Below are 22,561 nucleotides of genomic sequence, written 5' to 3' on the forward strand. Positions count from 1 at the left end.
GTTGGCGCCTGCGGGGTCTCACCTGTCCGTCTGATCCCGCAGGAGTCTACGCGCCTTCCACTCCAATCAACAGGAGTTTCTATACTTAGCGTGGAACTAAATATAAGTCAATTTTAAAATGAACCATATAACGCTTGAGGTGGTAACCCGCCATATCTGGCAAGAGTATGCGGAAGAAGCGGACCACTTGAGGCACAATCAGGAAGAAGTAAAAGAAATCTATGCGAAGCGTAAGGAAACCATTGAGCGTGTATTCGCAGATGCAATAGAAAAGCATGGTATGCGTTGGACAACACTAAGGGGACTTAAAAAATTGTCGATGCAGGCGATGCTTACTTTCGCTGCACTGAACCTGAAGAAGATGGCCAACTGGACTTGGAGAAGTCCAGTAAGGGCCTAGAAGTATAGCGAAGAGAGTCTATTTTCCTTGAAAAATCAGATGAAATCCCAAAAGGGGTTCGGAATGAGACCATTCCGAACTTCTTCTGTCTACAAACTGAAGCGAAGAGTTGCCTCTTCGCTTCCAGTGATCTTATCTACTCTGTAATTTCTTCATGAACCAAAATCGGTGCATCAACATGTTCGTCTGTCACCTTAATATTTTCATAAAGCATTTCTTTCACTTCGTTTACATCCTCGAAGTTGCTGTAAATTGTTAGAAGTGATTCTCCTTTTTCTACCTTGTCACCAATTTTCTTGCGAAGCACAAGGCCGACTGCCAGGTCGATAACAGATTCCTTTGTAGCTCTTCCTGCACCTAGCAGCATGGCTGCTGTTCCTACTTCATCAGCGACGATTTCAGATACATAGCCTGCTGCTTTGGCTTCAAGCTCGAAGGTGTATTTTGCCTGAGGAAGCCTGCTTGGATCATCGACTACGGATGCATCACCGCCCTGGGATGCCAGGAATACTTTGAATGTTTCAAGTGCAGTTCCGTTCTTGATCACTTCTTCCAGCTTGCTGCGTGCCTCTCCAAGGGACTCAGCCTTCCCAGCGAGGAATACCATATGGCTTCCGAGCGTCAAGCAAAGTTCAGTCAGGTCTTCTGGACCTTCACCCTTCAATGTATCAATCGCTTCCTTCACCTCTAAAGCGTTTCCGATCGCATAGCCAAGCGGTTGGCTCATATCGGAAATGACAGCCATTGTCCTGCGGCCGACATTATTTCCGATGCGGACCATCGCCTTAGCCAGATCACGTGAATCGTCAAGAGTCTTCATGAATGCTCCAGCACCTGTTTTAACATCCAGGACGATTGCATCAGCACCTGCGGCAATCTTCTTGCTCATGATGGAGCTTGCAATCAAGGGAATGCTGTCCACTGTTGCCGTTACATCACGCAAAGAATAAAGCTTTTTATCAGCCGGAGTCAGGTTTCCACTCTGGCCGATGACTGCGATTTTATTTTTATTGACAAGATCGATGAATTCTTCATTGTCGATTTCAACATGGAATCCTTCAACAGCCTCCAGCTTGTCGATGGTTCCTCCTGTGTGGCCAAGTCCGCGTCCGGACATTTTTGCAACCGGGACACCCAAAGCTGCCACTAAAGGCCCTAGAACAAGAGTCGTTGTATCACCTACACCACCTGTAGAATGCTTATCGACTTTCACGCCTTCAATCGCTGATAGGTCAATCTGGTCACCAGACTTCACCATTGCCATTGTAAGGTCTGCGCGTTCTTTTTCCGTCATACCCTGGAAAAAAATCGCCATTGTCAGCGCACTTACCTGGTAGTCAGGAATCGAGCCTTCTGTATATCCATCCACAAAAAACTGGATTTCTTCAGTTGATAATTCATGTCCGTCTCGCTTTTTTTCGATAACGTCAACCATTCTCATCATTATCACCACTTATTATTATTTAGCCGATAAGCTATTAATTATTTCTGTCCCAGCGTTTTTACGATTTCATTTACAAGCAAAAGGAAGCTTGACTTCACCTTTTCAGTTGTTTCGATTACCTCATCATGGCTCAATGGCTGGTCAAGAATTCCAGCAGCCATATTAGAAATGCAAGAGATTCCCAAGACTTCCAAACCAGAATGTCTTGCTACCATGACTTCAGGAACGGTCGACATACCAACTGCATCTCCGCCCATTGTACGAATCATCCGTACCTCAGCAGGTGTTTCGTAAACTGGCCCAGGGTTGCCAAAATATACTCCCTCTTTCACTTGAAGGTTGTTCTTGTCAGCAACCTCTTTAGCGACTGCTCTTAATTTCTTTGAGTATGCTTCGCTCATATCAGGGAAACGCACGCCGAAACGTGAATCGTTTGGTCCAATCAACGGATTTGTTCCCATATTGTTGATATGGTCTGTAATGATCACCAAATCGCCTGGCTCAAAGCTCTCGTTGACGCCGCCAGCTGCGTTCGTAACGACCAGTTTTTCAATTCCAAGTTCTTTCATGACGCGCACCGGAAAAGTTACCTTATCCATGCTATAGCCTTCGTAAAAATGGAAACGCCCCTGCATGGCGATTACTTCAACACCGCTAAGCTGTCCGCAAACAAGCTGGCCAGCGTGGCCTTCTACAGTCGAAACCGGAAAGCCTGGAATCTCGTTGTAAGGAATCTTAACCGGGTTTTCGATGTCATCAGCAAGAACACCAAGTCCAGAACCGAGAATCAACCCGATTTTCGGCTGTTGCTTAAGCTTATCATTTATAAAAGATGCTGCATTTTGAATTTGATTGTAATCCATGTAATCCACTCCTTATTTCAATTCATTTAGGAAGCTTGTTCCGTGGTCTGGCATTTTCACATTAAAGTTTTCTGCAACAGTTGCACCGATATCTGCAAAAGTTTTACGGACAGGCAGTTCTTTCCCTTCAGTCATTCCTTTTGAATAGACGAGGAGCGGCACATATTCACGTGTATGGTCTGTTCCGTAATGGACCGGATCATTTCCGTGGTCCGCAGTAATGATGAGAAGGTCATCTTCATTCAATTTTTCGAATACCTCAGGAAGGCGGGCATCGTATTCCTCTAGTGCTTTGCCATAACCTTCAGGATCTCGGCGGTGTCCGAACAAAGCATCAAAATCTACAAGGTTCAGGAAGCTCAAGCCTGTAAAATCCTGATCGAGGGTTTGCAGCAATTTATCCATTCCGTCCATATTGGACACAGTGCGAAGAGATTCAGTTACGCCTTCTCCGTCATATATATCTGAGATTTTACCGATAGCCAAAACGTCAAGGCCTGAATCCTTCAGTTCGTTCATAACTGTTCTGCCGAATGGCTTCAGAGCATAGTCATGGCGGTTAGATGTACGTTTGAAGTCCCCTGGTTCACCGATAAATGGTCTTGCGATGACCCTTCCGACCATGTATTTTTCATCCAGCGTCAGTTCTCTGGCAATTTTACAAATATCATAAAGTTCTTCTATAGGAATGATTTCTTCGTGAGCAGCGATCTGCAGTACTGAATCTGCAGATGTATAGACGATCAGAGCCCCCGTCTTCATATGCTCTTCACCAAGCTCTACAAGGATTTCCGTTCCGCTTGCCGGTTTGTTTCCGATGACCTTTCTGCCGGTACGTGTTTCGAGCTCAGCAATCAATTCATCCGGGAATCCATCAGGGAATGCCTGGAATGGTGTCTGGATATTCAGACCCATGATCTCCCAGTGTCCTGTCATTGTGTCCTTGCCGTTAGAAGCTTCTTCCATCTTTGTATAGTAGGCCAGTGGCTTTTCAACTGGTGTGATGCCTTGGATTTCCTCGATGTTGCTGAGGCCGAGTTTGCCCATGTTCGGCATTTTCAAGCCATTCATTCTTTCTCCGATATGGCCAAGTGTGTGGGATCCTTTATCACCAAACTCTTCGGCATCTGGAGCTTCTCCGATTCCTACTGAATCCATGACGATTAAAAATACTCTTTTATATGTATTCGACATTCCTTCTCCTCCTTAAAAGTGTGAATGCGTTACTAACCTTTTTACAATTTTATGTTACCCTTTTTTGTTTCAGTTAATCGAATGCTTGCGTTTTCATTTGTCAGAAGTCTGACATCTCCATTGTACTAAATAAAAATAAAAAAACAAGAAAAAAAGCCGGCTTTTGGCCGGTCTTTTATGACAATTCTATGAAACTATTATCCTTTTGAGTAGACATGCCGATTTTAACATCTTGGGTGAATACATAAACTCAGCTGCTACTAGGCGCGCGGATGAAATTTTGTATAAACGTCCTTTAACCTTGTCTTTGTCACGTGGGTATAGATTTGGGTCGTCGAGATGTCCGCATGGCCCAGCATTTCTTGTACGGCGCGAAGGTCGGCTCCATTTTCAAGCAGATGGGTGGCAAATGAGTGGCGCATTGTGTGCGGAGTCAACTCTTTCTCAATCCCCGCTTCTGTCGCAAGCCGTTTGAGAATTTTCCAGAAACCCTGTCTTGACAGGCCTTTGCCATGGTGATTCAAAAATAAAGAGTCATCCTTATGTTTTTTCGATACAAGCTTCGGACGGCCTTTTTCAAGGTATTGTTCAATCGCATCAGAAGCCGTTTTGCCAATCGGTATGATTCTTTCCTTGCTCCCTTTCCCCATACAGCGGACAAATCCCATTGTCAGGTGGACATCAGATAATGTCAGTCCGATCAGCTCGCTCACCCGGATCCCGGTGGCATACATCATTTCCAGCATCGCCTTATCACGATAGCCAAAATGGTCCGTCAGCTTTGGACTGTCGAGAAGTGTCTCTACCTCTTCCATACTCAAAACTTTAGGCAGGGATCGTTCATGCTGAGGGCTCTCGATGTGGACAGTCGGATCATGGCCGACCGCCTTTTCCCGCAGCAGGAAATGGTGGAAAGCCCTAATAGAGGCAATATGCCTTGCCAGTGTTTTTGAAGATTTCCCTGTGTCTTTCAAATGTCCTAAAAAATGGACAATCTGCGGTCGCTGCACACCATTTAAGTCCCCAAGCTGTTCAACATTTTTAAGATATGTGATATAACTGTTCAAGTCACGTTTATAAGATACGATTGTGTTCTTAGAAAGTCCCTTTTCAACTACTAAAAAGTGAATAAAGTCGTCGAGCCTGTCTTCCATTTTTATTACTCCCCATTCAGATAAAACAGTATCAGCCTTTCAAACATACTTCCCTTTTCTTCATCAAAGGTTCCTGATACCTTTATAGCCGCTCCCTCTGGTGCGTCATAACGATGATAGCTTTCATACTCTTCGTTAATCCACATGATACCATAATAAAATAAGATTGTGCATCCAGTGAATAATATAAATACCTTTAATGTATGCAGGACCAACCCAAGCCACGATTTCATTTTTCTTGCCTCCAAACTCGACACATCGAACAATTGACGGCGCCTGTTTAAAGGCGCATCCTGTTCTATTCGACTTTACTTATTTACTAATCTGTATGCCAATTTGGACAAGAATTATACCTGAACCTCGTGCAATTTTAATAAAATAAAAAACCCTTTCTCCAATGGAAAAAGGGTTTTGAAATCATTCATCAGTTTGGGTTGTTTCTTTTTCCTGGCATCTATGGCAAATGCCATGGAAGGTCAGGCGGTGATCCTTGATTTTAAATTTCCAGTCTCTTTCAACGATTTCTTCCACATCTTCAAGAAGGTCGTCCTGGATTTCATCCACTGCTCCGCATTCGATGCAGACTAGATGATGGTGGAAATGGGCAGCGCCTTCCTGGCGGAGATCGTAACGGGATACACCATCGCCGAAGTTGATTTTATCGACAATTTTCAGTTCAGTCAGCAGTTCAAGTGTCCGGTATACTGTTGCCAGGCCGATCTCAGGAGATTTCTCTTTGACAAGCAAATAGACATCTTCCGCACTTAAGTGGTCTTCTTCATGTTCAAGCAACACGCGAACAGTAGCTTCACGCTGAGGCGTTAATTTATAGCTGGACGAATGCAGCTGTTTCTTGATTCTCTCAATTCTGTTTTCCATTTCGATAACTCTCACTCCCCCGCCACTATTCTTATATTATATCAGAAGCGGATTGAGATTCAAAATAAAATTATTACAAATAAGAAACAATAGTTATTTTTATTTAGTAATGATTTTAATTTATTGAGTTTATGACTGCTTTCAATAGTGCCGGAGATAAATATGCCTCCACTCCTGCCGCCAGGGCAAGGAATATAAGTGCAGCGACAAACGAAAAGATATATCTAAAAAACTGCGGCATGATCGGCTGGTTGATTTTCTTCATGAACTGGTTCCGAATCATTTTCAATGAAAAAGTCACCGCCATTGCCGCTGTGATAATGAATACCGGTATAATGATGAAGTTTTGCGGAAGGATGGAAACAAAGGATAAGAGGAATCCGTCCCACTGCATTTGGTTAACGAGAAAGCCTACCGTGAAACCGACAACCATCCCCTTCATGAAAAGCAGGATCAGAATGACGGGAAGCCCTATGATTGAAACCCCGAGAATCCAGATGAGCCCAATGAATTTTCCATTGTGCAGAAAGCTCTGTAAAAATAAATCCTTTCCGTCCGCCACTTTCCCGGATGCTGCCTGGCCGAAAAACTGTGATAAGTAATAAAATAAATCTTCTTTTTGAGTGAAGCTTAGGCTGTTTACTATTATTGCCCCAAAGATGACTCCCATCAAAAACAGGACAATGACAAAAAGATAGATTGAGGAATATTCTCTTAAATGGGTTACTGCGACGTCCTGGTACCTTCGTTTCTTCATCTCTTTTCCTCCTGCATATTGGTTACTACCATCATATGCAAGGACAGAGAGTCTATGACTGCAAAGCTTCCAATTTGGTTTAATAGAGACCAAAAATCCGGCCAATTGACCGGATTTTTTTAATCTGTTATTTTCCCGTATTTGCCTCCTCCGCCTGCGTGGAAGGCGAGAAGTCCTTTTCTTGCCCTATCTATCGTTATGGCTGTCTTTTCAGGAATAACTTGTTTTAAAGAATCGAGAGGCACTGAGTGAAGGACGGCCATTTCTGTACCAAAATGATCCATCAGCTTTTCTAGCATTTTCGGTCCAAGGCCTGGAATAAATTCGAGCGGCACCTGGTGGATATAAGGCGGTCTCACAAATTGATTTCCCTCTGAGGTTCTTAATTCCTGAATCCTGTCGGCGACACCTTTTATTTGTTTGGCAGATCCGCATTCTGGGCACGCTGCACCATATGCTGGATTGTAAGCCAGGCATTCTGCACAGACTGTCCGATGATACTTTCCAAGCTGCGGATCCAGACCAAAATTTGCTTTGATACCCCGGCCTTCCGCTTGTTTTAATGCAAGTTCCAGTTCCCGGAAAGATGGCTCAGCCATTTCTATTTTCTGATATTCCCTCGCGATTTTTGCAAGTGAATGAGCATCGGAATTCGTTACAAACGAATAGCGGTGAAGCTCAGCCAGCTGGTCCGCCATTTTCGTATCCGAGCTTAAGCCTAATTCAATGCCATCGATCAGGTCCGCATCAAAAACCTCAGCAAAAGAATTCTTGACTCCTTTGCCGTATAGGCTTTTGAATGGTGTAAATACATGAGCAGGAATGAAAATACCACCTAGTTCCTTAACCTTCTTCTGCAAAACAAGTCCAGAAATATAGACTCTTTGGGAGCTTAGATGAATATTTTTCATGTGGTTTTCAAGCCATCTTGAAAAAGCTCTCATCGTCTGCAGGGTGGGCAGATAACATAAAACATGAATTGGCCCCTGGGTGCTTTCATCATTGATCTCAAGCTCGGAACCAAGGATGATACTCATCCCGCCATAATGAAGTCCACCTTCTGGATGTTCCTGCAGTTCACCTGCTGCAAGCAAATCTTCCATTTCATCAAGCACTTCCGGTGAATGGCTGTCTATGACTCCAATCATATTCAATCCTTTATAATCCCTTGCATGGCGGATGATATTGCTGAACGTCAGTGATTTTGCTCCGGTGATTTTAACAGCCCTGCCTGATTTAGTCCTGCCAATATGGATGTGCAGATCAACGAAGTAATCATTCATTTACTTTTCTAATGCCTCCTGCAATTGCAGATGCTGTACGGCATAAGCTGTTTTAGCATCGTAAATTTTCTGTTCTTTCACAAGCTGGATTGCCTCTTCAAGGGTAATTTCCAGCAAGTTGACAAACTCATCCTCGTCGGCTGCCGCTGGATTGGCTTTTTTAGCAAGCCCAGTTGCTTTATAGACATGGATAATCTCATCCGCGAACCCCGGGGACGTGTAGAAGGAGATCAGCCATTCCATATTGGCACACTCATAACCCGTCTCTTCTTCCAGCTCACGCGCAGCACACACTTCCGGCTTCTCACCTGCCTCAAGCTTTCCCGCAGGAATCTCAATGATCGTCCTCTCAAGCGCCTTTCTATATTGTTCCACCATGATAATTTTATTGTCAGCTGTGACAGGAATGACCGCGACAGCACCTGGATGCTTGACGATCTCCCTTTTTGATGTTTTTCCATTCGGCAATTCTACATCGTCTACCTGCAGGCTAATGACCTTTCCTGTAAAAATCTGCTCTGTCTTCAATGTTTTTTCTTCAAGAGATTTCATGCATGTCCACTCCTGTTCTAATCCGATATCAAATGCTCATACATTTTATCATACTTATCCGAAAGGAGTAGACGGATGAAAATTTACGTCCATGGCCAGGGAATCACTCTAGCCGGTAAAGCATGGGAAATCAAACACACGTTAAAAGAGTATGGCAAAAAGCATGAACTTGTAAAAGATTGGGTTGAGACTGTCAACCAGCATGATCGCCGTCCAGAATAGTTGATTGCACTCCTTTCCTTTCGTTAAAATAAAACCAACATTGGATCGGAGTGATTTCTTATGAAGAGACGTAAACTGGGTACATCTAATTTGTTTGTCAGTGAAATCGGCCTTGGCTGTATGTCGCTTGGAACGGATTATTCGAAGGCACAGGCGGTGATTGACGCTGCCTTGGAAGAAGGGATCAACTATTTTGATACCGCTGACTTGTATGATTTCGGGGAGAATGAAAAGACTGTCGGGCAAGCCTTGAAGAAAGTCAGGGATCAGGTCATCATCTCTACGAAAGCCGGCAATCGTTGGACCGACGCGAAAGACAGCTGGACCTGGGATCCATCGAAGGCATACATTAAAGAAGCCGTGAAGCAGAGTTTGAAAAGACTCAATACCGATTATATTGACCTTTATCAGCTGCACGGGGGGACAATCGAAGACAATATTGACGAAACAATTGAGGCTTTTGAAGAATTGAAAGATGAAGGCTATATTAAGTATTACGGCATTTCGTCCATTAGGCCGAATGTCATTCGTGAATACGGTCAAAAATCAAACATCATCTCCGTCATGATGCAATACAGCATACTTGACCGCCGACCTGAAGAAGAAGCACTCCCGTTCCTTCATGATCACAACATCAGTGTGGTAACGAGAGGCACGGTCGCTAAAGGCATGCTGAGTGACAGAATGCTCGAGAAGGCAGCTTCCAAAGGGTATCTTGATTACAGCTATGAGGAATTGGAAGAAGTTCTTCCTTTATTGAAAGAGAAGCTCGCCTCATCCAGGTCCCTTGCCGAAGTCGCCATTCAGTATAATTTAGCCAACCCTGCAGTAGCTTCAGTTGTCGCTGGGGCAAGCACCCCGGAACAAATCAAGGAAAATGCCAGGGCTGCGAGTTCCGCTTCCCTGTCCGCTGAAGAAATCAAGTTGATTAAGTCCATTACGAAGGCAAATAAATACGACCAGCACAGATAATAACTGGAAACCTAAAAAAGGAACACTTTGGCATTTCTCATGCGAAAGTGTTCCTTTTTTGCAAGTCTATTCCACTTCAAAACCTTATGCCAGCATCAACAAGAGTGTATAGCCGGCCAATCCAGCGGCAAAGGCCCAGAAGTTGCTCTCCCTCTCCTCCGGGAGCTCTTCTTTCATTACATTTAAGATAACTCCACCTGCAAGAAGGGCAAAAAGCAAGGCTATAATGTTTTCATTCACCTGCCAGGTGATGCCGATTGCCCAGCCTGCCAAAATCGCGGCAGCAAGCAACCATCTCCCTACACGATCATACATTTCCTTATGCGCTTCCCTCAGTGCATGGTCGCTGGTGATGAAATGGACGGAAAGTGCAATAAAGTAAAAGACCAGTCCCGTTACCGTTTCCTGTTCTCCATGAAGCAATAAATAGCCTATCAAACTGTTATAAAGAAAAAACGAAACGATATGGATCCAAAATACACCTTTGGAAGCCCGGTCCATATTGTTTTCCCTTTGCTGTTTTTTCTTAGAGGTCTTTACCATCCGCTCCAATCCATAAAAAATGGCCAAACCAATCATAGCAACAATATATGTATGATTTTCGAAGAACTTCAAGCCACCTGATTGAATACTCCTGTCAAGGACCTCGTTATGTTTATTCAACTCTGGGAGCAGGTGAATGAATACATAGGCTACAGAAATGCCTCCTGCAGCTGAAAGCAGTCTGCTTCGAGGGACGTTGTCGAGGAAAGGTAAAAATCTAGAAAACAAATGGATGAACACGAATCCGGCTGCGAGTAAAAATGTTATAAGTAACAACGCTTTGCTCCTTTGCTTTTTTTACCTTATTGCCCTTTCGCACAGGACGCAAAACGTTTGTTATTTAGGCTCTTTTCGAAAACTTGTTATTTTCTCAACGAAAGGTATTACGAGTATGCACGCTATGTTAAGAAGTTCCTCGAAAAGAGCCCCGATACTTTTTTTAGAGAATTATAAGTGCATGTAGGCTCAGCAACAATCATTCGGAAACCTTTATCTTGCTGGCCTCCATTGCATTGCTTTTTGCTCAAGCTCCTTCACCGTCGGAGACTTTTCCGCTATATAAGACTCGATGTCATATTCATATTTTTGGGCAGCTGTTTCTTTTACAGCAGCGTACTTGCTGGCTTCACTTAGGTGGGCTCTTAAATAATCACGGAACACAAGATGCCTGTATAATTGATGGCTGCCTTTTTCAAACGAATGCAAATGAACTTTTCGAATGCCACTTTCATCATGTTTTTGAAAATAGCGCCTCCCAGGGATGCCATTTTCCCCCTTCGCCTCGTAGCCGGCTGCCTCTATGGCAGGTGTTGCTTTTTCAACTTGTTCAAGGCTATCAGCTGCTAACATAATGTCTATGATCGGCTTGGCGCTAAGTCCGGGGACAGATGTACTGCCGATATGGTGTATTTCAATGTTTGCCGGTTCAAAGATGGATTCAAGAACCTGCTTCTCTTTTTCAAAAAGAGTTTTCCACTCAGGATTGTATGGAACTACTTCCACTCTTCTTCGGGTCATTTGAATTTCTTCCAATCCATGTCGCTTTCGGAAAGCAATTCTTCGAAAGATTTGTTCTTTTCCCTTAAACGCTTCTCTTCTTTTTTGCGCTTCAGTTCAGCCTGTTTTTTCTGTTCTTCCTCATCCTTTAATTGCTGTTGTTGGGCTTTTAGCTTTTGCATGATATCTTGATTGAGAAGATCGCCGAGTGTTGCAGGCTTTTCCTCTTTTTTAACGGGTTGCTGGCGTTTTTGTTTCTTTTTCATGTTTGATCCCTCTTTTTTACTCAGCTGAAGCAGAGTTGCTTAGCCTATTTTTTGCTTTGTTAAACCAGGCAGTTGATTTTCGTTCCAGGCGCTTCGCTTTTCCGCGGGGAAGAATTATGAAAAAGCCCTACTGCCGGCTTTTTCAAAGATCAAATTCTTCCTTGAAGTCCGGGAGCCTCCTCGGAGCTTTAGCGCCTGCGGGGTCTCACGTGACTTTCTCATCCCGCAGGACATTGAATTAGCTTCCCAGAAACTGCCCACGCATGATGAAAATGCGTCAGCATTTTCGGAGGAGTCTGCGCGCCTTCCACTACAATCAACAGGAGTAAAAACATCATTGAACTTTAACAAAGCCATTTTTTAAAAGATTATATCACGAAATCTCTCAAGTTAAACAAGTTGAGATTTGATGAAAAAGGAACGCCTTTTTAAGGACGTTCCCGGTTTATCAATATGCGTCTAACACAACAGATTCGTCTACCTGTAATTCAGGTTCTGTTGATTTGATGACATCGTCGACTGTGTAGCCGGATGCTACTTCAACAAGCTTCAGCCCGAAAGGCGTTACGTCAATGACCGCCATATCGGTGATGATCCGATTGACGACACCTTTTCCTGTCAATGGCAGGCTGCACTCCTTAAGGATTTTCGCTTCACCGCTCTTGTTCACATGCTCCATGATGACAATGATTTTCTGGGCACCGTGGACAAGGTCCATCGCTCCGCCCATGCCTTTAATCATCTTGCCTGGAATCATCCAGTTCGCCAGATCACCAGATTCTGCGACCTCCATGCCGCCCAGGATCGCTATATTAATATGACCGCCGCGGATCATGGCAAAGGACTCTGCAGAATCGAAATAAGCTGCTCCAGGAATGGCCGTGACGGTTTCCTTTCCTGCATTGATCAAGTCGGGATCGACACTTTCTTCCGTTGGGTACGGACCGATACCGAGCAGGCCGTTTTCTGATTGGAGGACGACCTGCTTGTCATCAGAAATGAAGTTTGCCACGAGTGTCGGCATGCCGATTCCAAGGTTTACGTAAAAACCATTTTCAATTTCTTTTTCAGCCCGGCGCGCGATTTTCTCCCGGACATTCCCTTTGTTTTTAATCATATGCCTTCTCCTTTCATGTTCAGCCAGAGTTAACTTCTCACCGTCAGCCTTTCAATCCGCTTCTCCTGATTTCCCTCAATCAGTGTCTGGACATAGATGCTTGGAGTATGGATACTGTTCGGGTCTAATTCTCCCACTTCATATAGATTTTCAACTTCGGCAATCGTGACCCTGCCAGCTGCTGCAATCATCGGATTGAAGTTCCTTGCCGTTTTATGATAGACGAGATTGCCCATCTTATCGCCCTTCCACGCCCTGACAATGCTGAAATCCGCTGTCAGCGACTCTTCAAGGAGATACTCTTTGCCATTGAACATGCGTGTTTCTTTGCCCTCTGCAATCGGCGTACCTACTCCTGCTGGTGTATAGAAAGCCGGAATGCCAGCACCGCCGGCCCTGATTTTTTCCGCCAGCGTTCCTTGAGGAATCAATTCGACTTCGACCTCACCGGATAATACCTGTCTTTCGAACTCCTTGTTTTCCCCAACATAGGAACCTACCATTTTCTTGATCTGCTTATTTTTCAGCAGCAGGCCAAGTCCCCAATCGTCAACACCGCAGTTATTTGAAATGACGGTCAGGTCTTTTACTCCTTTTTCGACAAGTGCGAGGATTACATTTTCAGGAATCCCGCAGAGGCCAAAGCCGCCAACCATCAGGGTTGCGCCATCATGGATTTCCGCTACGGCATCTTGGAAGGATGTGCAAATTGTTTTCATCGTTATTCCCCCTTTGACTATGGATAGCACAGGCGCAGCCGCCTAAATGACAGCCTGCCAGAGTTGCTAGAAGTTTTTCAGATTAATAGCTTTATGCAAGTTCCACAACAGTGGCGACACCCTGTCCGCCCCCGATACAAAGTGTGGCAAGGCCTTTCTTCGCTTGTCTCCGCTTCATTTCATGAATCAGCGTAACAAGGATCCTCGCTCCGCTGGCTCCAATCGGATGGCCAAGCGCTATTGCCCCGCCATTAACATTCAGGATTTCCTTGTTGAATTTCAGTTCGCGGTCGACAGCCAGTGACTGTGCGGCAAAAGCTTCATTCGCCTCGATCAGTTCCATCTCATCCATCGTCATGCCCGCTTTATTCAAAGCTTTCTTAACTGCGTCAACCGGTCCGATGCCCATGATGCTCGGGTCAACACCAGCACTGGCATTTGCTTTGATGACGACAAGCGGTTTCAGGCCAAGTTCTTCAGCCTTTGCCCGGCTCATGACAACGAGTGCAGCTGCTCCGTCATTGATTCCTGAGGCGTTGCCTGCTGTTACGCTACCATCCTTTTTGAATGCAGGACGCAGTCCGCCAAGCTTTTCTGCTGTTGTGCCTTTTTTCGGATATTCATCAGTATCGAAAACGACTGGTTCACCTTTTCGCTGCGGGATTTCAATCGGCACGATTTCATCCTTGAACTTGCCTTCTTCAATTGCTTTTACAGCCTTTTCCTGGCTGGATGCTGCAAATTCGTCTTGTTCTCCGCGGCCGATGTCATATTTCGAACAAAGGTTTTCTGCCGTCACACCCATATGATAGTCATTGAACGCACACCACAGACCGTCTGAAATCATGCTGTCCACGAGCTTCTGGTCACCCATCTTGAAGCCATCACGCGCATTTTTTAATAAATATGGAGCCTGGCTCATATTCTCCATTCCGCCGGCCACAACAACCTCGGCATCTCCGGCAATAATCGCCTGTGCTGCCAGATGGACAGCCTTCAGGCCTGATCCACATACTTTATTGATGGTCATAGAGGAAGCGCTTTCAGGAATACCCGCCTTAATCGCTGCCTGTCTTGCAGGGTTTTGCCCAACACCTGCCTGGAGGACGTTCCCCATGATAATTTCATCCACTTGATCAGGCTGGACACCTGCCTGCTTCAAGGCATCTTTAATTACTGCGGCACCTAAATCTGGTGCGGAAATATTTTTCAAGCTTCCATTAAAGCTGCCAATAGCCGTTCTTACTGCAGCTACGATTACTGCTTCAGTCTTGCTCAAACCTCTCACCCTTTCTCTAGTTCTCACCTTTTTATTACTTCTATTGCTTTTGATAAAATCCCTTTTATTTTATCAAAATTTTATTTATTCTTGCATTTTTAAAAATATTCTATTTACAATTAAGATAACTTAAGAGGAGGGGTATATCAAATGCTGCAGCTTCCCGAGAAGGTTGAAATAATTGAAGTTGGCCCGAGAGACGGGCTTCAAAATGAAAAAAGTTTTGTCCCTACAGAAGTAAAAAAAGAGTTTATCCGTTCATTGAAGGACGCTGGCATCAAAGAGATGGAGCTTACTTCCTTCGTCTCTCCAAAATGGGTTCCGCAGATGGGAGATGCCGCAGAAATTGTAGCTGACTGCCTTGACAGCGACACGAGGAATATCGTCCTCGCTCCTAATAAAAAGGGAATTGAACGCGTCTATATGACAGATTGCAAAGCGGTCGCTGTCTTCGTTGGTGTCAGCAATACTTTCAACCAGAAAAATATTAATAAAACGACTGCCGAAAGCCTTGCCGAGGTTCTGCCCTTGATTGCGGAGCTTAAGTCGAAGGAGTACTTTGTCCGTGCGTGCATCTCAACTTCTTTTTATTGCCCATATGAAGGCAAGGTTGACGAGGATGAAGTCCTTGCGCTATGCGGTGAATTTGTTGATGCCGGGGTCGATGAACTGAGTGTCGCCGATACAATTGGCATGGCTGCACCTCATGAGTCCTATTCCTTATTTTCGAAATTGAAGGATGCTTACCCGGATGTGCTGCTGACTGCGCATTTCCATGATACAAGAAAGCTGGCTCTTTCGAATATTTTGGCTTCACTTCAGGCTGGTGTCACCCGCTTTGATACGTCAGCCGGCGGTCTTGGCGGCTGTCCATTCGCCCCAGGTGCTGCAGGCAACGCCGCTACCGAGGATGTCGTCTATATGCTTCACAGGATGGGAATCGACACCGGTGTCGACCTTGACAAGATGCTCAAGGCCATTGAAGTGATCCAGCCTCATATCTCAAGGCAAATTGAAAGCACTTATTTCAAGCTAAATTCTGTTACCGTTTAACTTTTTGCATAAGCTCCTGAGTATAAATCCATCTTATTAAATGAGGTAATTTTGAAGAAGGGAGCATGTTGCATGAGCCAAAAACGTGACAAAGGCTACAGCCAGCAAGGCAAGCCAAACGCAGATACAGTAAAACAGCAAATTGCCGCCGAGGATCTTGAAAAAGCGCTTCACCCGACAAAGCGCCAAAACTCAGAGCAATAATTTATGGTGGACCGCCTGATTCGGCGGTCCTTTTCATGTTTGTATTACCCAGACTAATGGTAAAATAAAGAAAACAGATTATCGGAGGGTTGAGCTTGAGAAGAGCGTTCCGCGTGCTATTTTCTTTTTTGTTTGTCCTAACCTCGCTCGGGGTTTTTATATCCAATAAAGTCATGTTCTTAAAAAGGAAAGATGACGAAGAAATTTTCAACCGAGAAGCGAAAGCCGGGCACCTGGTGCCTGATGAATATGATTCTCTGCCAAAAACGGAAGTCACCATTCCTTCATCCTTTGGCTACTCATTGAAGGCTGTCCTCGTTGAACCGTACGACACAAACCGTTACATCATCATTGCCCATGGAGTTACCCAAAGCAAGACCAATTCGGTAAAATATATGAACCTTTTCTTGAATCGCGGCTTCAATGCCGTTATCTACGACCACCGCCGCCACGGGGAGTCCGGCGGGAAGACCACCAGCTATGGATATTATGAGAAGTTTGACCTTAAATCAGTGGTAGACTGGCTAAGGAATGAAAAGGGTCCGGATTTGCTTCTTGGCATCCACGGAGAGTCAATGGGAGCCGCAACTCTGCTCCTTTATGCAGGCATGCTTGAGGATGGTGCGGACTTCTATGTGGCAGATTGCCCTTTCTCTGACTTCAGTGAACAGCTCGCTTACCGCATCAAGGAAGAGGTCAAGTTTTTGCCGCCAAAACTATTGCTGCCTGTTGCCAGCATGTTCGTCCGCATCCGTGATAAATATTCTTTGAGTCAGGTATCCCCGATTGCGGTTATCGAAAATATTAAAAACCCCATCCTGTTCATCCATAGCCGCAAGGACGACTTCATCCTGCCATCGATGACCGAGGCCTTGTTTGAACAGAAACAAGGACCTAAGAAGCTATACATGGCAGAAAACGGGCTTCATGCTCAATCGTACAGCGAGAACCGGGAGCAATACGAGAAGGTGCTCGATGAATTTCTTGAGGAATATGTCTTTGCCGATCATGGAAGGACGGACGGAGACCATTAATACAGGTTGAGCGAGGTTGTATTTTACGCTTAGCTCGTTATCAGTCGTATGTTTCCAATAAGGCTTTTCGGACACTTTTCTCTTGTTCCAGCTTCTGTTTGGCCGATAAAGCCCTTCTATCGGACACTTTTTTCTTATTCCGGCTTTTGTTTGTCCGATAGAGACTTTCTATTGGACATTTTCTCATCCCTCGTATCATGTTTGGCCGTAAAGGTCGAGCCCCAATAAAAAAAAATCGGCTCATCCCTGAGCCAATCTTTTACTGTTTTTCTCCCTGGCGATCCATTTCTTTGCCGGCGCCGTCCAGTGCTCGGACTTCTTTATAATCGCCAATTGCGTAATAATAGCGTTCGTTTTCCTTTTCAAAGATTTCTATTTTGGTAAACTTGCCATCCGGTCCTGCAGCTTCTATTGTTTTGATATCCGGATTCACGACTTTCCCGAAAATCACTGGAATCTTCGTATCCAATTTTCCGTCTTCCTTAAAGGTTGTGAAAGTGTCGGCATACAGGATCATGAAATCATTCTTATAATAAGTCCAGTGGTTATGCCCCGCATTTTCCCAGCCTTCTTTTTCGCTGCCTTTGATATAGGCGACCGCCAGCGCGTCGAATGTGTCTGAGCCTTCTTTTTGCTCTGTTGTGTAAAAGATGAGATATCCATCCTCCACCTTTTCCTTGTGGACGATTTGTTTGATGTTGAACGGAATATCGTTTTGGATTGCTTCTCCCGCAGTCTTATAAGCGCATGCCGATAGCACAAGCACACATAAAATGGTTATGGCTGACCTCCACAATTTTCCCATCTTTCTCCCCCTGCCTTCGCTTCAAACTTCTATGTATTTGCACATTCCTCTTTCTTATTTAACTCTTTTTCCAGTTTTTTGTAAACTCATAACCCTCTTTTGTCATAAAAGCTCATTCTTGGATTAAGATATTCATTCGGGCTCTTTAACTGGAAACATCCATTGCTATCTTTATAATCCAGCGTCATTTCCTCATCAAAAAAGACCTCTTTGGCTTTTTCAATATAAATCGGAATGCCGTCCGTTTCTAGTTGATGCTCTTCCACATTCTTTTCGCTTTCAAACCAGAGGGCCGCTACTCCATTTACTGCACAGCCGCAGCCATCTATATCGTATTTCAATTTTATATAGCCTTGCTTGCCTGACATTTTTTCGTTCAGTTTATTTGATGCTGCTTCGGTGATTTTCAGCTTCATGATCGCTCTCCCCTTCCGATGCTTCATTTTACCATACAGAGGATTTTTTTACGTTTCAGAACCCTTTGGCGAAATGTCTTGCAATTTTTCTGTTTAACTCTTACTATCAAAGATAATTCTGACAATTTGGAAAGGGGTGCTTTTTTTGTCAAAAGTAACGATTAAAGTGAATGATAATGGTTCATTAAGGATTACGGGTGATGTTGAATTGCTGGATGGTGCCGGCAATAAGTATGAAACAAAGCCTGTTTTCTCGCTTTGCCGCTGTGGCATGAGCAAGAATATGCCATTCTGCGATGCTTCCCATAAAGGGAAATTTGAATCGGTTGTCCGTGCTCCGCAAGCTGATGAAACGGAATAACTATCGAGGGCAATGGGGAATCCATTGCTCTTTTTTTACGGGGATCTTTCCAGTGACCTTTATTAAACAGGGTGGCTGAGATTTTTCCGGTGCATCAAACTACCATTCATCCGTTAGCCTGACATCAGCAATATGGGAAATCCCGATCCGATGGATTTCCTCGAATCTGTCAACGATATGGAGCTTCTGCCCGAGTTCATTCCAATAATGAATTTTCCCAATCACCAATTCATATTTTCTTTGCCTGTAATAAGTGATGCTGAGCGGGCGGTTATACTCCATCGCTTCGAGGATCGTTTCATTCAGTTGTTCAAGCTGTTGTTCGTCCAGCTGCTTTTCCTTTTCATATTCGTCCTCCTGTGACCAGTCACGCAGCATCTTGACATGCTCAGGAAGCATCATTGATGTCCATTTAATTCTTCCGCGGTCGCGAATCATCTTGCTCTCCTCCTCCTTTCATCAACCCTTATGCCCGCCAACGAGTGCGGCACGATGTCTTGCTGTTCCGGCTGCCGTATATGATACGGCTCTTAGGAGTGCTGTCGAGCCGTAACGGCTGCGGATCCGGTCCATTGCGTAGCCAAGCTCTTTCTTTTTCCAGCCGTTTTTTTCAAACAAATTCAATTGGAATTCACTGTCGGTGACGAGGTTCCCGAGCGAAATCGAGATGCTTCGCACCGTCTTTCCCATGTAGTTCTCGGCGAAAAGCTCGAGGCAGACGCGATAAAGATCCATCGTGATATTGGTCGGCTCTTCAATTGTCCTTGAGCGATGGAAGCCTCCGCCGAATTCATCCTGGCTGTAGCCAACTCCGAAGCTGATGGTCCGGCCTGCCTTCCCATGGCTTCTTGCCCTGCGCGCGACTTCCTCGCACATTTCGAGGATGACATGCTTGATTTCCTCTTCTTCTTTATAGTCGCGAAGCAGGATCTGGCTTTTTCCAAAGCTGACCTGCCCTTCCATGATTGGGGCGCCGATATCCGAAAAATCGATCCCCCATGCATGCCAGTACAGCTGATTCCCCATGATGCCAAATTTTTTCTCTAATTTCTCGAGGTCATAGCGGGCCAGCTGGCCGACTGTAAAAATGCCCATGCTGTTCAGTGTTTTCTCGACGCGGCGGCCGATTCCCCACATTTCCCTTAGCGGTGAGACGTTCCACAACTTCGTCTGGACATCATCATAGGTCCATTCTGCAATACCCTTCTTTTTTGCATCAAGGTCAAGGCAGAGCTTCGACATCAGCATGTTCGGCCCGATTCCGATTGCACAGGGGAGCTGGAATTCGCGCTCAATATCGTCTTTGATTTTTTTGGCGATGGAAGCAGCGTCTCCCCAAAGCTTTGAAGCTCCGTCAACCTTTATGAAGCTTTCGTCGACGCTGTAGGTGTGAATCGCTTCCTTCGGGACATAGCGATTGAATACACGGGAGATTTCTGTCGAGATTCGCAGGTAGGTGGACATCTGCGGATCAACGACCACAATCCGCGGATCATCGGGAATTTCAAATTTCCGTGATCCAGTCTTGATGCCAAACTCCTTTTTCAAACGCGGTGAGGCTGCGAGGACGACGCTTCCTGGGCGGTCAAGATTCCCGACGACGGCCAGGTAGCAGTCAAGAGGATCAAGGCCAAGCATCACGGCGGAACAACTCGCATAAAAACTCTTCATATCCACACATAAAATTTTATTTTGCGGCATTTCGCTGTAATCGACCATCTTTCTCTCTCCTTTCTGCATGATATCTGCCAATAACGAGAACATCTGTTCCGTTTCATTATACCCATTATATTAAGCGAATATGCGTTCGGTTTCAATGGTAATTTTCCGGGTGACTGACTTAATTAAGGTGTAAATGGCGAGTGATGCCAGGACTGGAGATTTTTACGTAAGGGTGTTTTCAGAGCGAGCTCCGGAGTATAATCAGGTTGAGAGGTGCTATTTTATGGATAAAAAACTCATTCGCAAAATGGTCCAGAAATGCTTCGTACAGTACCGGCATGATGATTCTCTGCCGTTCGGCGAGGTGGAGTTCGAAGAGATATATGGAAAGATTGTGGCACTGAAAAACGAGGAGCCTGAGACGGATTTGCATGACATCATCAATGATGCGGTGTATGAATTTTTGGCTACATAAGAGTAAAGGCTGCCCTGCATAACAGGACAGCCTTTGATTATTTTAATCGGATATTTGCTTCGCCTTTGATTGTTGCGGGATAATCATTCAACTTTAAGGTAATCGGGCCAGGCGCTGCTCCTTCACCAAAATAAGGGATTAAAATATCAACCGGCAGTTCATTCGTGCTCCATCTGAAAGAAGCAGAGCCGTCACCAATTTCATCTCCATTCGAATCGACTGCCTGTTCAAATGAAATGTTTGTATGTCCTTCCTTCGAATCCCTTTGAAAAGTGAGCATCAATAGATTCTCTTCCCTGTCGATCTTCAGCAATCTGCCATCACTTGGAGCCTTCAGCACTTTCATTTTCTCAGGATCGACAATGATTTCTACCTCATCTTTATCAACTGCACGCAAGGAATTGAAGCGAAGATACAGCTCTTTTGGTTTTTTGAAATAATTGCTTTGCAGAAAAAATTCCTTTGTTGAATCGTCTTTATGGCTGGCAATGGTCCCATTGTTAATTGCCGCCCACTCTTCACCTGTTTCATCTACAATTCTCAAATCATTGAAACCGAAAATATGCCTGGTATTCTCCTTATCAAAATGAGCAGTAATCCCAATTCTCGTTGGATAGATCGACACTTTTTCAACAGTGATTTTCTGGCCTTCGAACTCAACTGTTTCATTAACTTCATATATTTCTTTTTTATCCTTAAAGGCATCCTTGTCTATTGAGAACGGAAGCACCCAGGTATGATCAAGCTTATTTGAGGGCTTACTATCATCTATTCTTCCTTCCGCCAGTTCAATGCTTAGCTCGAGATCTTCAGGGAGGTTATCCTTATAGAATTCATATGTGGCCGTAAACATCTGTTCCTGATTGTGTGCCTCGAACGAGTCGTAATAAGAAAAAACAGTTTCTTCAATATTCTGCCCTTCACTGTCGGTCAGCAAAAACTTTTCAATTTTAAGATCTTTTTTTGTTCCAGAAGATTCTAGCTTATAAAACAGCACCATCATCTGCTCATCGACAATCACCGAGTCAAGCGTGACCTTAATACCGTCATGTTCATCAGATACATCGATTTTTTGCGCAAAGTCATTTTCAACTGCTGCTGTCAGTCCTTTATCAAACCGGACAAGCTCTACAATTTTCTCCATGCCAGGTACCAACGTCACATACGAAGCAAAAGTTTCTGACGTCCTGAGCATCGCTGTAAAAGCAAAAATCAAGATTGCTGCTGACGCAAAGGTCCTCATATATAAAAGTTTTTTCTTCCGTTTCCTTTTTCCTTTGCTGATCCCGGCTGCAATCGCCTCGTCCAGCTGGAGTTCAGGAACTTCGATATTTTCAAGCGCGGCCTGTGCCTTGCTCAGCTTTTTCTCCTCGGCATTAAGCATAGCCCAATCCCCCCTTTTCCTCGAGCTGTCCGCGCAGTTCTTTCAACCCTTTGTTTAGCCAAGTCTTCACTGTACCTTCAGGACATTCGAGAATCTCGGCAATTTCCTTTATTTTAAAATCATGAACGTATTTTAATTCGATGACCTGCCTTGTTTTGGAATCAAGCTTGCCGATGACTTCCTCGACCTCAAGCCAGCTGGACTGGTGATCGGCGCCCATCAAACTGATGAGATCATCGCTGATGAGGATTCTTTTCCTCTTTTTTAATTCATCATTGCAGTAGTTGATCAGAATCCTTGTCAGCCATGTCGTAAAATACTGCGGTTCCTTCACCTTCCGGATTGAACGGAACGCTCTGTAGGTTACCTCCTGCAGCGCTTCGACCGCATCCTCGCTATTTTTCAGATAGCTGAGAGCAATCCGGTACAGGCGCACTTTATGAAGCTGCATCAATTCGTAAAATGCCGCTTCATTGCCTTTTTTAGCTCTCTGTACGAGTTCTTGAAGCTCCAAAATGTCTCCCCCT

General features: G+C 44.7%; 28 protein-coding genes and 1 pseudogene. 8 read left to right on the forward strand and 21 right to left on the reverse strand.

What is annotated here, in order from left to right:
- Window positions 1-142: 142 nt before the first annotated feature.
- Window positions 143-400: pseudogene (locus tag J7I80_RS07810) on the forward strand (transposase); the annotation flags it as partial.
- A 136-nt stretch (window positions 401-536) separates the two neighbouring features.
- On the opposite strand, the gene J7I80_RS07815 reads toward J7I80_RS07810, so the two are convergent.
- The 9 genes from J7I80_RS07815 to J7I80_RS07855 form a co-directional block, all read right to left on the reverse strand.
- A complete protein-coding gene (locus tag J7I80_RS07815) occupies window positions 537-1,841 on the reverse strand; it encodes a pyrimidine-nucleoside phosphorylase (protein WP_214737341.1) in 1,305 nt (434 codons plus the stop codon).
- Between the two features lie 41 nt (window positions 1,842-1,882).
- Window positions 1,883-2,707 carry a purine-nucleoside phosphorylase gene (locus J7I80_RS07820; protein ID WP_214737229.1) on the reverse strand — a complete coding sequence of 275 codons (825 nt, stop codon included), beginning with the start codon at window positions 2,705-2,707 and terminating at the stop codon, window positions 1,883-1,885.
- A 12-nt stretch (window positions 2,708-2,719) separates the two neighbouring features.
- A complete protein-coding gene (gene deoB, locus J7I80_RS07825) occupies window positions 2,720-3,901 on the reverse strand; it encodes a phosphopentomutase (protein ID WP_214737231.1) in 1,182 nt (393 codons plus the stop codon).
- Between the two features lie 260 nt (window positions 3,902-4,161).
- On the reverse strand, window positions 4,162-5,055 hold the full coding sequence (xerD, locus tag J7I80_RS07830) for a site-specific tyrosine recombinase XerD (protein ID WP_214737233.1): 894 nt from the start codon (window positions 5,053-5,055) through the stop codon (window positions 4,162-4,164).
- 5 nt (window positions 5,056-5,060) lie between these two features.
- Window positions 5,061-5,288 (reverse strand): YqzK family protein, encoded by a 228-nt coding sequence (locus J7I80_RS07835; protein WP_214737235.1) that lies wholly within the window; start codon window positions 5,286-5,288, stop codon window positions 5,061-5,063.
- A 184-nt stretch (window positions 5,289-5,472) separates the two neighbouring features.
- Complete coding sequence (fur, locus tag J7I80_RS07840) at window positions 5,473-5,934, reverse strand: ferric iron uptake transcriptional regulator (protein ID WP_214737237.1); 462 nt, start codon at window positions 5,932-5,934, stop codon at window positions 5,473-5,475.
- A gap of 115 nt (window positions 5,935-6,049) precedes the next feature.
- Window positions 6,050-6,691, reverse strand: coding sequence for a stage II sporulation protein M (gene spoIIM, locus J7I80_RS07845; RefSeq protein WP_214737239.1), 642 nt, complete (start codon window positions 6,689-6,691; stop codon window positions 6,050-6,052).
- Window positions 6,692-6,810: 119 nt separating this feature from the next.
- Complete coding sequence (locus J7I80_RS07850) at window positions 6,811-7,974, reverse strand: endonuclease Q family protein (protein WP_214737241.1); 1,164 nt, start codon at window positions 7,972-7,974, stop codon at window positions 6,811-6,813.
- Window positions 7,975-8,526, reverse strand: a complete 552-nt coding sequence (locus J7I80_RS07855; protein WP_214737243.1) for an NUDIX hydrolase — start codon at window positions 8,524-8,526, stop codon at window positions 7,975-7,977.
- A 75-nt stretch (window positions 8,527-8,601) separates the two neighbouring features.
- Here J7I80_RS07855 and mciZ point away from each other — a divergent pair, with 75 nt between their 5' ends.
- Entirely contained in the window at window positions 8,602-8,748 is a 147-nt protein-coding gene (gene mciZ, locus J7I80_RS07860; protein ID WP_214737245.1) for a Z-ring formation inhibitor MciZ, read from the forward strand.
- Window positions 8,749-8,808: 60 nt separating this feature from the next.
- On the forward strand, window positions 8,809-9,720 hold the full coding sequence (locus J7I80_RS07865) for an aldo/keto reductase (protein WP_214737247.1): 912 nt from the start codon (window positions 8,809-8,811) through the stop codon (window positions 9,718-9,720).
- 84 nt (window positions 9,721-9,804) lie between these two features.
- Here the strand turns inward: J7I80_RS07865 and J7I80_RS07870 are convergent, their stop codons facing one another.
- From J7I80_RS07870 to J7I80_RS07895, 6 genes are all read right to left on the reverse strand, one after another.
- The gene (locus tag J7I80_RS07870; protein ID WP_214737249.1) at window positions 9,805-10,539 is read right to left on the reverse strand and encodes a hypothetical protein; all 735 of its coding nucleotides are present in this window, start codon (window positions 10,537-10,539) and stop codon (window positions 9,805-9,807) included.
- Between the two features lie 213 nt (window positions 10,540-10,752).
- Window positions 10,753-11,280, reverse strand: a complete 528-nt coding sequence (locus tag J7I80_RS07875) for a GrpB family protein (RefSeq protein ID WP_214737251.1) — start codon at window positions 11,278-11,280, stop codon at window positions 10,753-10,755.
- Complete coding sequence (locus J7I80_RS07880; RefSeq protein ID WP_214737253.1) at window positions 11,277-11,525, reverse strand: YqkE family protein; 249 nt, start codon at window positions 11,523-11,525, stop codon at window positions 11,277-11,279. Before J7I80_RS07880 ends, J7I80_RS07875 begins: the two co-directional genes overlap by 4 nt.
- Before the next feature lie 448 nt (window positions 11,526-11,973).
- Complete coding sequence (locus tag J7I80_RS07885) at window positions 11,974-12,642, reverse strand: 3-oxoacid CoA-transferase subunit B (RefSeq protein WP_214737255.1); 669 nt, start codon at window positions 12,640-12,642, stop codon at window positions 11,974-11,976.
- A gap of 29 nt (window positions 12,643-12,671) precedes the next feature.
- Entirely contained in the window at window positions 12,672-13,361 is a 690-nt protein-coding gene (locus J7I80_RS07890; protein WP_214737257.1) for a CoA transferase subunit A, read from the reverse strand.
- A gap of 91 nt (window positions 13,362-13,452) precedes the next feature.
- A complete protein-coding gene (locus J7I80_RS07895; protein ID WP_214737259.1) occupies window positions 13,453-14,640 on the reverse strand; it encodes an acetyl-CoA C-acetyltransferase in 1,188 nt (395 codons plus the stop codon).
- A gap of 150 nt (window positions 14,641-14,790) precedes the next feature.
- On the opposite strand from J7I80_RS07895, the gene J7I80_RS07900 reads away from it, so the two are divergent.
- The 3 genes from J7I80_RS07900 to J7I80_RS07905 all read left to right on the forward strand — a co-directional run bounded on the left by J7I80_RS07900 (window position 14,791) and on the right by J7I80_RS07905 (window position 16,931).
- Complete coding sequence (locus tag J7I80_RS07900) at window positions 14,791-15,693, forward strand: hydroxymethylglutaryl-CoA lyase (protein ID WP_214737261.1); 903 nt, start codon at window positions 14,791-14,793, stop codon at window positions 15,691-15,693.
- 72 nt (window positions 15,694-15,765) lie between these two features.
- Window positions 15,766-15,897 carry a hypothetical protein gene (locus J7I80_RS23475; RefSeq protein ID WP_264647580.1) on the forward strand — a complete coding sequence of 44 codons (132 nt, stop codon included), beginning with the start codon at window positions 15,766-15,768 and terminating at the stop codon, window positions 15,895-15,897.
- A 95-nt stretch (window positions 15,898-15,992) separates the two neighbouring features.
- Complete coding sequence (locus tag J7I80_RS07905) at window positions 15,993-16,931, forward strand: alpha/beta hydrolase (protein ID WP_214737263.1); 939 nt, start codon at window positions 15,993-15,995, stop codon at window positions 16,929-16,931.
- 259 nt (window positions 16,932-17,190) lie between these two features.
- Here the strand turns inward: J7I80_RS07905 and J7I80_RS07910 are convergent, their stop codons facing one another.
- Together J7I80_RS07910 and J7I80_RS07915 are read right to left on the reverse strand one after the other, a co-directional pair.
- Window positions 17,191-17,736, reverse strand: a complete 546-nt coding sequence (locus J7I80_RS07910; RefSeq protein WP_214737265.1) for a hypothetical protein — start codon at window positions 17,734-17,736, stop codon at window positions 17,191-17,193.
- Between the two features lie 86 nt (window positions 17,737-17,822).
- Complete coding sequence (locus tag J7I80_RS07915) at window positions 17,823-18,152, reverse strand: iron-sulfur cluster biosynthesis family protein (protein ID WP_214737267.1); 330 nt, start codon at window positions 18,150-18,152, stop codon at window positions 17,823-17,825.
- Window positions 18,153-18,264: 112 nt separating this feature from the next.
- Here J7I80_RS07915 and J7I80_RS07920 point away from each other — a divergent pair, with 112 nt between their 5' ends.
- Complete coding sequence (locus tag J7I80_RS07920; RefSeq protein ID WP_353050092.1) at window positions 18,265-18,513, forward strand: CDGSH iron-sulfur domain-containing protein; 249 nt, start codon at window positions 18,265-18,267, stop codon at window positions 18,511-18,513.
- Between the two features lie 99 nt (window positions 18,514-18,612).
- Here J7I80_RS07920 and J7I80_RS07925 read toward each other — a convergent pair whose 3' ends face one another.
- Together J7I80_RS07925 and J7I80_RS07930 are read right to left on the reverse strand one after the other, a co-directional pair.
- On the reverse strand, window positions 18,613-18,951 hold the full coding sequence (locus tag J7I80_RS07925; RefSeq protein ID WP_192470682.1) for a YolD-like family protein: 339 nt from the start codon (window positions 18,949-18,951) through the stop codon (window positions 18,613-18,615).
- 21 nt (window positions 18,952-18,972) lie between these two features.
- Window positions 18,973-20,232: a Y-family DNA polymerase gene (locus J7I80_RS07930; RefSeq protein WP_192470683.1), complete on the reverse strand. Its 1,260-nt coding sequence runs from the start codon at window positions 20,230-20,232 to the stop codon at window positions 18,973-18,975.
- A 226-nt stretch (window positions 20,233-20,458) separates the two neighbouring features.
- On the opposite strand from J7I80_RS07930, the gene J7I80_RS07935 reads away from it, so the two are divergent.
- Entirely contained in the window at window positions 20,459-20,650 is a 192-nt protein-coding gene (locus J7I80_RS07935) for a YqzH family protein (RefSeq protein ID WP_214737271.1), read from the forward strand.
- Window positions 20,651-20,687: 37 nt separating this feature from the next.
- Here the strand turns inward: J7I80_RS07935 and J7I80_RS07940 are convergent, their stop codons facing one another.
- Both J7I80_RS07940 and J7I80_RS07945 read right to left on the reverse strand, forming a co-directional pair.
- A complete protein-coding gene (locus tag J7I80_RS07940) occupies window positions 20,688-22,034 on the reverse strand; it encodes a DUF4179 domain-containing protein (protein WP_214737273.1) in 1,347 nt (448 codons plus the stop codon).
- Window positions 22,027-22,548, reverse strand: a complete 522-nt coding sequence (locus J7I80_RS07945; RefSeq protein WP_214737275.1) for a sigma-70 family RNA polymerase sigma factor — start codon at window positions 22,546-22,548, stop codon at window positions 22,027-22,029. The genes J7I80_RS07940 and J7I80_RS07945 overlap by 8 nt, the downstream gene beginning before the upstream one ends.
- Window positions 22,549-22,561 lie beyond the last annotated feature (13 nt).

The organism is Bacillus sp. ISL-41, assembly GCF_018613235.1.
Taxonomy (GTDB): Bacteria; Bacillota; Bacilli; order Bacillales; family Cytobacillaceae; genus Mesobacillus.